We start from the raw sequence: 12,603 nt of genomic DNA on the forward strand, positions 1-12,603 counted from the left end.
GCGGGTATTACCAATCAACGGGAAACCACCCTGGTCTGGCATCGTAAAACCGGGCAGGCATTATGTCGGGCCATTGTCTGGCAAGACCGGCGTGGTGAAGCCCTGTGCCGTACCTTAAGGGAAAAGGGGCTTGAGCCGTTTATCCAGGAACGCACGGGCCTGAAACTGGATGCTTATTTCTCGGCCACCAAATTGAGCTGGATTCTTGAAAACGTCCCCAATGCCCGTCAGCTGGCCGAACAGGGAGAATTGGCCTTTGGTACGGTGGACAGCTGGCTGTTATGGCAGTTAAGCAAAGGTCGGGTGCATGCCACCGATGTCAGCAATGCGTCGCGTACCCTGCTGTTCAATATCCGGGAAAATCGCTGGGATCCGGCTTTGCTGGATTTATTCGGTATTCCGGCCAATATGCTGCCCGAGGTGTTGCCATCCAGTGCCTCTTATGGTCAGATGGATGAAGCGATTGCCGGATATGTCATACCGATTGGTGGGGTGGCGGGTGACCAGCAAAGTGCCTTATTTGGCCAGGCTTGTTTCAGGGCCGGAATGGCCAAGAATACGTATGGTACCGGCTGTTTTGCCCTGTTGCACGCGGGTGAGCATTTCAGGGTGTCTGGCAATGGCCTGTTGACCACCCGGACGGCCCGGCATGGTGAGATCCAGGAATATGCCCTTGAAGGTAGCGTATTTGTGGGTGGGGCGGTGGTGCAATGGTTGCGTGATGGCCTGGGCATTATTAACCAAAGTGCCCAGGTGCAGTCGTTGGCCGAATCGGTGCCTGATAGCGGCGGGGTGTTTTTTGTGCCCGCTTTTACCGGTCTGGGTGCGCCGTATTGGGATGCCGATGCGCGCGGAAGCATTACCGGCCTGACCAGGGGTACGACAGCGGCACACATTGCCAGGGCAGCGGTTGAAAGTATTGCCTATCAAAGTGCTGCCTTGCTGGAAGCCATGAGTCTTGATGCCAGGGCAGGCAATGGTGTGCCCTTGCAGGAGTTGCGGGTGGACGGCGGTGCTTGCGTGAATGATGCCTTGATGCAGTTTCAGGCCGATTTGCTGGGGATTCCAGTGGTCCGTCCCCAAATTATTGAAACCACTGCCCTGGGTGCGGCTTATTTGGCCGGCTTGCAGATTGGGCTGTGGTCGGGTACCGATGAACTTTCTTCATTATGGCGTGAAGAGCGCCGTTTTGAGCCGAATATCGGGCGGGATGAAGCGGCCCGCTTAATGGAAAACTGGAACCGTGCGGTTCGCCAGACCGTGGCGATTTAATCGCTGCAGTCTGGCTGTGCTTTGCACGAGACACTTATTCCATGAACCGCATTTGCAACTGCTTGCCCTTGATGGTGCGTTCACGAAGTTTGGTAATCGTGTCATTGGCTACCTTGCGTTCAATGGCAACAAAAGAAACAAAATCATAAATATTGATTTTGCCCACCTGGCTGGCCTGCAGGCCAATGTCTTTGGTTAGGGCGCCCAGCAAGTCGCCAGGGCGGATCTTGTCTTTTTTGCCGGCCCGCAGGCAAATGGTTTTCATGGGCGGCTGTAAAGAACGGGCATTGTCTTTGACCTGGGGTAAATCCTGCCAGTCCAATGGTGCTTCAAGCGTTTTTTCAATGCGTTCCGCCCTGAACCTTTCTTGCGGGCTGCACAAGGTTAATGCCAACCCTTTGGCTTCACTCCTGCCTGTGCGCCCAATGCGGTGGATGTGGGTTTCCGCGTTGGGAGAGATATCCACGTTGATCACGGCATCGAGGGTCTGGATGTCCAGGCCGCGGGCGGCCACATCGGTGGCCACCAGTACCGAACAGCTCTGGTTGATAAACTGAACCAGTACATCTTCACGGTCGCGCTGTTCCAGATCGCCATGCAAGACAAGTGCCCGGATGCCACGCTGCTGCAGGTCTTCTGCCAGTGCCTCGCATTGCGCCTTGGTATTGCAAAATGCCAGGGTGGATACCGGGCGGAAATGATTAAGCAGGGTAGCGGTTGCCGCAAAACGCTGTTCGGGGTTGATTTCATAAAAAACCTGCTCAATCTGGCTCTGGCTGGGCAGGGATTCGACCTGGACCTTTTCAGGGTTGATCATGAAACCTTCGCAGTCTTGCAGGATAGGAGCCGGATAAGTGGCTGAAAACATCAGGGTTTGGCGTTTTAGCGGGCAGGCGCGGGTAATGGCGCAAATATCATCATAAAAACCCATGTCAATCATGCGGTCGGCTTCATCAAACACCAGTGTTTTAACCGTGCCCAGCTCCAGTTGCCCACGTTCCTGCAAGTCCAGGATGCGCCCGGGGGTACCCACCACAATATGTGCGCCATGCGAAAGCGATTCTATTTGGGGGCGCAAGGCTGCACCACCACACAGGGTCAGGATTTTGATATTGCCCAAGGCGCGTGCCAGTTTCCGCAGTTCCCGGGAAACCTGGTCGGCCAGTTCCCGGGTGGGACACAGGACCAGACCCTGGATGCCAAAAAAGACCGGGTTGATTTTTTGCATGATGCCCAGGCCGAAAGCCAGGGTTTTGCCGCTGCCGGTTTGTGCCTGGGCCAGAACATCCCGACCGGCCAGGATCAGGGGCAGGCTTTCCGCCTGTATGGGTGTCATGGTGGCGTAACCCAATTCCGACAGATTATGTTGTTGTTCGGCAGAAAGGGGTAAGGAAGAAAAGGAAGTGGCGGTCATGGCTGGGTGTTGTATTCAAGTAGGAAAATAAAACAGAATTGTAAACGCAATTGGTGTCGGGCTTTTATTGTTATGTGAAAAATGGAAATTTTAATACTGGCTCAAAATAAGGGTATTTCCAATAAAAACAAATATTTAATTGGTCTGTCCCTTATTTTTTAAGCAAAAATAATAATGATAAAAAAATAGGGTTCGACCCCTTTTATTTTTGTTGCGCAGTAAGAGTTTTGTCTTTATTCTTGAAAGCTGAAAAGAACCTTGTTTAGCTCGAACCCATTGCGGAGCATGTATGTCTACCCTGATTAATAAAGATATTGTGACAGAGGCGTTTATTGATGCCTCGGCCATTGGTATACCACCACACCGGCAGCCCCGGTCCCAGGGCCTGTACGACCGGGACAATGAACATGATGCCTGTGGTGTCGGGTTTGTGGCTAATATTAAGGGACAAAAAAGCCATGCCATTGTACAGCAGGGCCTGAAAATTCTTGAAAATCTGGACCACCGTGGTGCGGTGGGTGCCGATAAGTTAATGGGTGATGGCGCCGGTATCCTGATCCAGATTCCGGATGCCCTGTATCGGGATGAAATGGCACGCCAGGGCGTCACGCTGCCACCTGAGGGCGAGTATGGGGTGGCCATGGTTTTCCTGCCAAAAGAAACCGCTTCCCGGCTGGCTTGTGAAAAAGAACTGGAACGGGCGGTCCGCGATGAAGGGCAGGTTCTGCTGGGCTGGCGCGATGTGCCGGTAGACAGTGATATGCCCATGTCACCGGCGGTACGCGCTTGCGAGCCGGTTATCCGTCAGCTGTTCATTGGTCGTGGCCCGGATGTGATGGTGCCCGATGCCCTGGAAAGAAAGTTGTATGTGATTCGTAAAACCGCGAGTCATGCCATTCAGGCCATGAATCTGGCTCATAGTACCGAATATTTTGTGCCATCCGCATCGGTTCGCACGGTAGTTTATAAAGGTTTGTTACTGGCCGATCAGGTGGGGACCTATTACCGTGACCTGGCCGATACGCGGACTGTTTCCGCCCTGGCCATGGTGCACCAGCGGTTTTCCACCAATACCTTTCCAGCCTGGCCATTGGCCCATCCTTATCGCATGATTGCGCATAACGGAGAGATCAATACGGTCAAGGGTAACTTCAACTGGCTGCGTGCCCGTGAAGGTATGATGGAATCCGCGGTGCTGGGCAGCGACCTGCAAAAACTCTATCCGATTGTTTACGAAGGACAGTCTGATACGGCCACCTTTGACAATTGCCTGGAATTGCTGGTGACATCGGGTTACTCGCTGGCCCATGCCATGATGATGATGATTCCCGAAGCCTGGGAACAGCATACCGACATGGATGTCAACCGCCGTGCTTTCTATGAGTATAATGCCGCCAAAATGGAACCCTGGGACGGTCCTGCTGCCGTGGCATTTACCGATGGTCGCCAGATCGGTGCCACCCTGGACCGCAATGGCCTTCGTCCGGCCCGTTACCTGATTACCGATGACAATATGATCATTCTGGCTTCAGAAGCCGGTACCCTGACCATCCCAGAGCATCGGATTGTGAAAAAATGGCGTTTGCAACCCGGAAAAATGTTGCTGATTGACCTGGAGCAGGGCCGCATTATTGATGATGAGGAAATCAAGTCTCAATTGGCCAATAACCGTCCCTACAGACAGTGGATCGAGCGTTTGCGCGTACGCCTGGACGATTTGCCCGCCACAGACACGGTACATGCTGCCGACTACATGAGCCACGCTTCTTTGCTGGATCGCCAGCAGGCGTTTGGCTGGACCCAGGAGGATATCAAGTTCATTCTTGAACCCATGGGTAAAAATGGCGAAGAGGCGATTGGCTCAATGGGTAACGACGCGCCTTTGGCCGTGCTGTCCAACCGCTCGAAGTCTTTCTATAATTATTTCCGTCAGCTGTTTGCGCAGGTCACCAATCCGCCGATTGATCCAATCCGCGAGCAAATGGTGATGTCGCTGGTTTCCTTTATTGGACCCAAGCCCAATCTGCTGGATATCAACAACGTTAATCCACCCCAGCGGATAGAGGTTTCCCAACCCGTGCTGGACAGCGTGGGCATGTCACGTCTGCGTGAAATCGAGCGTTATACCGATAATAAATTCCGCTGTCACGAGCTGGATATCACTTACCCTGCCAGCTGGGGTACGGAAGGGATTGAAGCCTGTATTGCCGCTTTATGTGCCAGTGCCGTGGATGCGGTCAGAAGCGGCTTCAATATCCTGATTATTTCAGATCGCAAGGTGGATAGTGAACATGTGGCCATTCCGGCCCTGCTGGCCACCTCAGCCATTCACCAGCACCTTATCCGTTCCGGCCTTCGGACCAATACCGGTCTGGTGGTGGAAACCGGCTCAGCGCGTGAGGTACATCATTTTGCCCTGTTGGGCGGGTATGGAGCCGAGGCGGTTTACCCTTATCTGGCCATGGAGACCCTGGCCGCAACAGGCGGTGAAAAAGCCGTTAAAAATTATATCAAGGCGGTTGGTAAAGGCCTGAACAAGGTCATGTCCAAAATGGGTATTTCAACCTATATGTCTTATACCGGGGCACAGATTTTTGAGGCGGTGGGCCTGAAAAGCGATCTTGTGCGCAAGTACTTTACCGGTACACCCTGCAATATAGAAGGTTTGGGTATTTTTGAAGTGGCCGAAGAGGCCTTTAGACTGCATCGGCAGGCGTTTGGCAATGATCCGGTATTGGCCAATGAGCTGGATGCCGGAGGGGATTACGCGTTCCGTATTCGTGGTGAAGAGCATATGTGGACGCCCGATTCGATCGCCAAGTTGCAGCATGCCACTCGTGCCAATAATTACCGCACTTACAAGGAATATGCCCAGCTGATCAACGACCAGTCACGCCGTCACATGACGTTTCGTGGATTGTTTGAGTTCAAAGTGGATCCTGCCAGGGCCATTGCGCTGGAAGAGGTCGAGCCAGCCAAGGAGATCGTCAAACGTTTTGCCACCGGTGCCATGTCATTGGGCTCTATCTCTACCGAGGCGCATGCCGTACTGGCGGTGGCCATGAACCGGATTGGCGGCAAGTCCAATACCGGCGAGGGTGGCGAGGATGAGTTGCGTTACCGTGCGGAAATGCAAAGCGGTAAAAGCAATATCAAAACAGGTGATACCCTGGCTTCGGTGCTTGGTGCTGACCGCATCGTTGCTGAAGTTCCATTGCTTAAAGGGGATTCGCTGCGTTCAAAAATCAAACAGGTGGCATCCGGTCGCTTTGGTGTCAGTGCCGAGTATTTAAGCAGTGCCGATCAGATTCAGATCAAAATGGCCCAGGGTGCCAAGCCTGGTGAGGGCGGGCAGTTGCCAGGACATAAGGTATCTGAATACATCGCCAAATTGCGTTACTCCGTACCGGGTGTGGGGCTTATTTCGCCACCACCACACCATGATATTTATTCCATCGAGGATCTGGCTCAGCTGATCCATGATCTGAAAAATGTGAACCCAAGCGCTTCCATTTCCACCAAGCTGGTTTCCGAGGTGGGGGTTGGCACGATTGCGGCCGGTGTGGCCAAAGCCAAGTCTGACCATATTGTGATTGCCGGCCATGATGGCGGCACCGGTGCCTCGCCCATTTCCTCGATCAAGCATGCCGGTACGCCGTGGGAGCTGGGTCTGTCTGAAACCCAGCAAACCCTGGTGCTGAATAAATTGCGCAGCCGTGTGCGGGTGCAGGCTGATGGCCAGATGAAAACCGGCCGCGATGTGGTGATTGGAGCCCTGTTGGGCGCCGATGAGTTCGGTTTTGCCACTGCACCTTTGGTGGTGGAAGGCTGCATCATGATGCGCAAATGTCATTTGAATACCTGTCCGGTTGGCGTGGCCACCCAGGATCCCGTATTGCGCCAGAAATTCAAGGGCAAACCCGAGCACGTGGTGAATTATTTCTTCTTCGTGGCCGAGGAGGTCAGGGAAATCATGGCGCAGCTGGGTATCCGCAAGTTTGACGATTTGGTCGGACGTGCAGATTTGCTGGACATGCGAGCTGGCGTGACACACTGGAAAGCCAAAGGACTGGATTTCTCCCGTGTGTTTTACCAGCCTGACACCGAAACGGGCAAATATCATACCGAAGCACAGGATCATGGTCTTGAGGGCGCCCTGGACAAGCAATTGATAGAGCGCAGCAAGAGTGCGATTGAACGGGGTGAGAAAGTTTCTTTCATTATTCCGGTACGTAACCGCAACCGTACGGTGGGTGCCATGCTGTCAGGTGTGGTGGCCAGAAAATATGGTCATGAAGGCTTGCCGGATGACACTATTCACATTCAGTTTAACGGCGTTGCCGGTCAAAGTTTTGGCGCCTTTCTGGCGCATGGCATCAGTTTTGATCTGGTCGGGGAAGCCAATGATTATGTGGGCAAGGGCTTGTCCGGCGGGCGGATTTCCATCCGTTCACCGAATGACTTCAGAGGTTATGGTCCCGAGCATATTATCGTGGGCAATACCGTGCTGTATGGTGCGTTGGGTGGTGAGGCCTATTTCAATGGCGTTGCCGGTGAGCGTTTTGCCGTACGCAACTCGGGGGCAGCGGCAGTGGTTGAGGGTACCGGCGATCATGGCTGTGAATATATGACAGGTGGTACTGTGGTGGTGCTCGGAGAGACCGGACGCAATTTTGCCGCGGGTATGTCTGGGGGTGTGGCCTATGTATGGGACCCTGAGGGCAAGTTCAAGCGGCGTTGTAACCTGAGCATGGTAGAGCTGGAAGCGGTTGTGTCTCATGCAGAGCAGGAAAAAGAAGCCCGGATCGAGTGCTGGCATACCGCCAAGCGTGGTGACAACCGGCAAACCGATGAAGCCATTTTACGTTATCTGGTTGAAGAGCATTTTCGTCTGACAGGCAGTTTCCGTGCCCGTGATCTGCTCAGCAATTGGGAGGTATCACGTGCCCAGTTCGTCAAGGTGATGCCGGTTGAATATCGTCGGGCACTGTCGGAAATGTGGCAATCAGAACAAGCCTGCCAGAAAGTGGCTTAAGGGTAATTAGGAAAAATCATGGGAAAAACAACAGGTTTTCTGGAATTTGAAAGAATCAGCGAGTCGTATGAGCCTGCCAGTACGCGTATCAAGCATTACCGGGAGTTCGTGCTGGCACTGGATGACAAGCAGGCGCAGCAACAGGGGGCACGCTGCATGGATTGCGGTATCCCTTTCTGTACCAATGGCTGTCCGGTTAATAATATTATTCCTGACTGGAATGATCTGGTTTACCGGCAGGAATGGAAACAGGCCTTGGGCACGCTGCACTCCACCAATAATTTTCCGGAATTTACCGGACGTATTTGCCCGGCTCCCTGTGAGGCGGCCTGTACCCTGAATATCAATAATGATGCAGTAGGTATCAAGTCTATCGAGCATGCCATTATTGACAAGGGATGGGAAAAGGGTTGGGTTGTGCCCCAGCCTCCGGCCAAAAAAACCGGTAAACGCGTGGCGGTGGTGGGCTCAGGGCCGGCGGGTTTGGCTGCTGCCCAGCAATTGAGCCGGGCCGGTCACAGCGTGACGGTTTTTGAAAAGAGTAACCGGATTGGCGGTTTGCTGCGTTATGGCATTCCCGATTTCAAACTGGATAAAAGCCTGATTGACCGGCGCATGACCCAGATGGAGGCCGAGGGGGTGGAATTTCGCGCCTCTACCTACATCGGAGTACCGGGCGATACCGTGGAAGATGGGCTGACAATCATTAGTCCCGCCGAGCTGCAAAAAGCGTTTGATGCGATCATCATGGCCGGCGGCGCTGAAGTGCCCCGTGACTTGCCGGTACCCGGTAGGGAACTGAATGGGGTGCATTTCGCCATGGATTTTCTGCGCCAGCAAAACAAGGTCAATGCCGGTGATCGCTTAAGCGGCCAAATTGTGGCCAAGGGCAAGCATGTCGTGGTGATTGGTGGTGGTGACACCGGCTCGGACTGTGTGGGCACCAGTAACCGCCAGGGGGCGGCATCGGTGACCCAGATTGAATTGATGTCCAAATTGCCGGATGAGGAAAATCGGGAACTGACCTGGCCGTATTGGCCAGCCAAACTGCGTACTTCCTCTTCCCATGAAGAGGGTTGTCAGCGGGATTGGGCGATTGTGACCAAAGCGTTTCAGGGTGAAAAAGGCAAGGTTGAAAAACTGGTGGGTGCTCGGGTAGAGTGGTTGCGTGATGAAGCGACCGGCCAGATGAAAATGGCTGAAATCGAAGGCTCCGGATTTGAACTGAAGGCCGATCTGGTGTTGCTGGCCATGGGCTTTGTGGCGCCAGTGCCTGCCGTGCTGGATGCCTTTGGCTTGGATAGGGACGCGCGTGGCAATATCCGTGCCAATACCGAAGACTATCGTACCAATGTTGACAAGGTTTTTGCAGCGGGCGATATGCGTCGTGGCCAGTCCCTGGTGGTGTGGGCGATTCGCGAAGGGCGACAATGTGCCCGTGCGGTAGACCAGTATCTAATGGGAGAGACTGTTTTGCCACGATAGTCAATGATTGTTATTGGCAAATTTTTTGAACATACCATACAGACCCCGGAACAGAAATAATGTTTCGGGGTTTTTTTTGGTGTAAGTTGATGTGGCGTAAACTTTGATCAGCTACAATGGTTCTTTTTTAAATTTTTAAGGGTTATTCCGTTGAACGATCATCTTTCCAATTCAGATGTCATTCTTCGATTTTCCGATGTATCACTGGGCTACGGAGAGCGGATGATACTTGATCACCTTGATTTGCAGGTGAAAAAGGGGCAGGTTGTCGCGCTGATAGGTGGCTCCGGCTCAGGCAAGACAACCTTGTTACGGGCTGCGATTGGTCAGCTCATTGCCCAAAAAGGGGTAGTGACCGCCTTTGGCCAGAATCTGGCGCAGGTCGGTCCGAATGTCCTGCGTAATATCCGTCAACGTATGGGGGTTCTGTTCCAGCAGGGGGCCTTGTTTACCGATTTGAATGTATTCGATAATGTGGCCTTTCCTTTGCGTGAACTGACTAAAGACAGCGAAGCGGTCATTCTTGAAAAAGTACTGGACAAACTGGATGCGGTGGGCCTGAGAGCGGCAGCGCATTTGGCCGTTTCGGAAATCTCCGGGGGGATGGCGCGGCGTGTCGCCCTGGCTCGTGCTATCGTGCTTGAGCCTGAATTGGTCCTCTATGACGAGCCTTTTGCCGGACTGGATCCGATCTCGCTGGGCATGACGGCCCAGTTGATCCGTAATCTCAGTGACCGTCTTGGCTGCGCTTCGGTGCTTATTACCCATGATATCGACGAGTCTTTTCAAATCGTTGATCAGGTATATATGGTGGGGCATGGTAAATTGCTGGCGTCTGGTACACCAGAGGATTTGCGTGCCTCTGAGGATGGCTATGTGAAACAGTTTCTGCATGGTTCGCCTGAAGGCCCGGTGGTTTTTGAGTATCCGGATACGCCAGCGTTTTCCAGCTGGTTGTCAAAACGCAAAGAGGGCTTATGATTTTCAAAAGTATCAGTGCCCTGGGGGCATTTATCATTAATGTCATCAGTGGCCTGGGGGTATTCAGTAAATTTACCTGGGAACTCTTCCGTAAATCAGGTATTGTGCTGCGTCGTCCGCGACTGGTGATTGATCAGGTGCATTTTATTGGTAATCACTCCTTGCTGATTATCGCCGTTTCAGGACTGTTTGTGGGCTTTGTCCTGGGCTTGCAGGGGTATAACACCCTGTCCATGTATGGGTCCGAAGAAGCCCTGGGCTTGTTGGTGGCTCTTAGCCTGGTTCGTGAGCTGGGCCCGGTGGTCACTGCCTTGTTGTTTGCCGGTCGGGCAGGTACTTCCATTACAGCTGAAATTGGTCTGATGAAGGCCGGGGAACAGCTGGCGGCCATTGATGTCATGGGCATCAGTCCCTTGCGCCGGATTCTGGCCCCGCGCCTGTGGGGGGGGGTGATTGCCATGCCGGTACTGGGGGCCATTTTTTCTGCCGTGGGTATTATTGGTGGCTGGGTGGTGGGTGTCCTCATGATCAATGTCGATGCCGGCTCGTTCTGGGCACAAATGCAAAACGGGGTGGATGTTTTTTCCGATGTGGGTAACGGCCTGATTAAAAGTGTGGTGTTTGGTTTTGCCGTGATGCTGATTGCCCTGTTTGAAGGATGGTATGCCAAGCCGACGCCTGAAGGGGTTTCCAGGGCGACAACCCGAACGGTGGTCAGAAGTTCCCTGGCGGTTTTGGGGCTTGATTTCCTGTTAACCGCAGTAATGTTTTAATCAATGAGTGAAATATGTACCGGGCAAGGCGGGTTTGCTTGCCAAGCCCGGTACCAGGATGAATGACAATGAGTAAGAAAACCGATTTTCTGGTGGGTTTGTTTGTGTTACTGGGTGCCGTTGCGCTGATGTTCATGGCATTAAGGGCGGGCAATTTAAGTTCTTTCAGTTTTGAGCCCACTTATACTGTTAGTGCCAAATTTGATAACGTGGGTGCCCTTAAAACCCGGGCAGCTGTTAAAAGCAATGGGGTGGTGGTGGGCCGCGTAAAAAACATTCAATTCGACAACCGCGAATTTAAGGCTGTGGTAGAGTTAAGCCTTGAAGAGCGTTATAAGTTCCCCCTGGACTCCTCTGCCTCTATCATGACTGCGGGATTGCTGGGAGAGCAATATATCGGTCTGACACCGGGAGCGGATGAAAGCGACCTGGTCAATGGCAGTGAAATCATGTTCACACAAGGTGCGGTTGTACTTGAAGAATTAATCAGTAAATTTTTGTTCTCAAGTGCTGAGAGGGAAGGTTCCTCAGCGAATGGACAGTAATATCAGGCAGCCGTTCATTGCCGGAATGTTTGTGTTAAATTTTTAAATGCCAAGACGCTCAGAAGAGAAAATCATGATTAACAAAAAAACTGTCAGAAAAACATTAGGTCTGGCCAGTGTCGGGCTGCTGGTAAGCGGGTGTGCCTCGGTGCCGCACCCCACTCCTGAAGACCCTTTGGAAAGCTATAACCGCAGCATGTTTGAGTTCAATGAGACGGTTGATAAGGTCTTGCTCAAACCGGTGGCAACCGGTTACAAGGCGGTTACGCCCAGCCCGGTTCGTACCTGTGTACGGAATATTTTTGGAAACCTGGGTGATGTCTGGTCGGCCATCAATAGCATGTTGCAGGGCAGGGCACTCGATTCAATCAATACCTTTGGACGTGTTTTGTTCAACTCCACCATGGGTATTGGCGGTTGTATTGATGTGGCCACCATGAATGGCGCGCATAAAATCCCCAATGACTTTGGCACTACGTTAGGTGTCTGGGGTGTTGGCAATGGTCCTTATGTTGTATTGCCTTTCTTTGGTCCGAGTACCGTGCGCGACAGTATAGGTCTTGTGGGTGATGTTGCCGGGGGAACTGCAGTCTATGCATCGCCTGCTGCGATTGATGATGTATCCGTGCGTAATGCCATTATGGCTCTCAAAGTCATTGATACGCGTACCAACCTGCTTGATGCCGATGCCTTGGCCGAGGATGTCGCCCTGGATAAATACACGTTTGTACGTGATGCCTACCAGCAAAACCGTAAGGCGCTGCTTGAAAGCAAGCTGCGCCCCGAAGTGCAGGATGTCGCCGCGGACGATATGCCAGTTCCCGTTTATGATGATCCCGAGCAGGCGGGTCATGATGCATCTGTACCCCAGTATGAGGATCCTGGCGAATAATTGCTTGTGTGCGTTAACGCTTCAACCCCTGAGAAACCATTTATTGAGAAATAGGTTTTTCAGTGGGTTTCAGTTTCCCCTCATCTGTTAACGCTTTCTGACAAATCCTTCATTTACTTAATGTATTGGTCGTCGGTTTGTGTTTTCATAGCATTGAACTTTTTTTTAGTTATTAATTATTTTATTTTTGTGAATATTCAGGAGAA

8 protein-coding genes are annotated in these 12,603 nt (G+C 52.5%); 7 read left to right on the forward strand and 1 reads right to left on the reverse strand.

Going from position 1 to position 12,603, the window contains the following annotated elements:
* Window positions 1-1,272, forward strand: a 1,272-nt coding sequence (gene glpK / locus HCX92_RS01515; RefSeq protein ID WP_248289970.1) for a glycerol kinase GlpK, incomplete at its 5' end; no start/stop codon positions are given.
* A 34-nt stretch (window positions 1,273-1,306) separates the two neighbouring features.
* Here the strand turns inward: glpK and dbpA are convergent.
* Complete coding sequence (gene dbpA, locus HCX92_RS01520) at window positions 1,307-2,686, reverse strand: ATP-dependent RNA helicase DbpA (protein ID WP_169293151.1); 1,380 nt, start codon at window positions 2,684-2,686, stop codon at window positions 1,307-1,309.
* Window positions 2,687-2,975: 289 nt separating this feature from the next.
* Here dbpA and HCX92_RS01525 point away from each other — a divergent pair, with 289 nt between their 5' ends.
* The 6 genes from HCX92_RS01525 (at window position 2,976) to HCX92_RS01550 (ending at window position 12,397) form a co-directional block, all read left to right on the forward strand.
* A complete protein-coding gene (locus HCX92_RS01525) occupies window positions 2,976-7,721 on the forward strand; it encodes a glutamate synthase-related protein (RefSeq protein WP_169293152.1) in 4,746 nt (1,581 codons plus the stop codon).
* Between the two features lie 18 nt (window positions 7,722-7,739).
* Entirely contained in the window at window positions 7,740-9,206 is a 1,467-nt protein-coding gene (locus HCX92_RS01530) for a glutamate synthase subunit beta (protein WP_169293153.1), read from the forward strand.
* Window positions 9,207-9,350: 144 nt separating this feature from the next.
* The gene (locus HCX92_RS01535; RefSeq protein ID WP_169293196.1) at window positions 9,351-10,187 is read left to right on the forward strand and encodes an ABC transporter ATP-binding protein; all 837 of its coding nucleotides are present in this window, start codon (window positions 9,351-9,353) and stop codon (window positions 10,185-10,187) included.
* On the forward strand, window positions 10,184-10,960 hold the full coding sequence (gene mlaE, locus HCX92_RS01540; protein WP_169293154.1) for a lipid asymmetry maintenance ABC transporter permease subunit MlaE: 777 nt from the start codon (window positions 10,184-10,186) through the stop codon (window positions 10,958-10,960). The genes HCX92_RS01535 and mlaE overlap by 4 nt, the downstream gene beginning before the upstream one ends.
* Window positions 10,961-11,028: 68 nt before the next feature.
* Window positions 11,029-11,505 carry an outer membrane lipid asymmetry maintenance protein MlaD gene (gene mlaD / locus HCX92_RS01545; RefSeq protein WP_169293155.1) on the forward strand — a complete coding sequence of 159 codons (477 nt, stop codon included), beginning with the start codon at window positions 11,029-11,031 and terminating at the stop codon, window positions 11,503-11,505.
* 73 nt (window positions 11,506-11,578) lie between these two features.
* Window positions 11,579-12,397: a VacJ family lipoprotein gene (locus tag HCX92_RS01550; protein ID WP_169293156.1), complete on the forward strand. Its 819-nt coding sequence runs from the start codon at window positions 11,579-11,581 to the stop codon at window positions 12,395-12,397.
* Window positions 12,398-12,603 lie beyond the last annotated feature (206 nt).

Origin of the sequence: Advenella sp. EE-W14 (assembly GCF_012923605.1) — a bacterium.
Lineage (GTDB): Bacteria > Pseudomonadota > Gammaproteobacteria > Burkholderiales > Burkholderiaceae_B > Advenella > Advenella alkanexedens.

Excerpts from the sequence above, each read along its gene's own strand:
- HCX92_RS01530 (WP_169293153.1), top strand. The coding sequence starts at position 7,740 with ATGGGAAAAACAACAGGTTTTCTGGAATTTGAAAGAATCAGCGAGTCG.
- mlaD (WP_169293155.1), top strand. The coding sequence starts at position 11,029 with ATGAGTAAGAAAACCGATTTTCTGGTGGGTTTGTTTGTGTTACTGGGT.
- HCX92_RS01525 (WP_169293152.1), top strand. The coding sequence starts at position 2,976 with ATGTCTACCCTGATTAATAAAGATATTGTGACAGAGGCGTTTATTGAT.
- dbpA (WP_169293151.1), bottom strand. The coding sequence starts at position 2,686 with ATGACCGCCACTTCCTTTTCTTCCTTACCCCTTTCTGCCGAACAACAA.
- mlaE (WP_169293154.1), top strand. The coding sequence starts at position 10,184 with ATGATTTTCAAAAGTATCAGTGCCCTGGGGGCATTTATCATTAATGTC.
- HCX92_RS01550 (WP_169293156.1), top strand. The coding sequence starts at position 11,579 with ATGATTAACAAAAAAACTGTCAGAAAAACATTAGGTCTGGCCAGTGTC.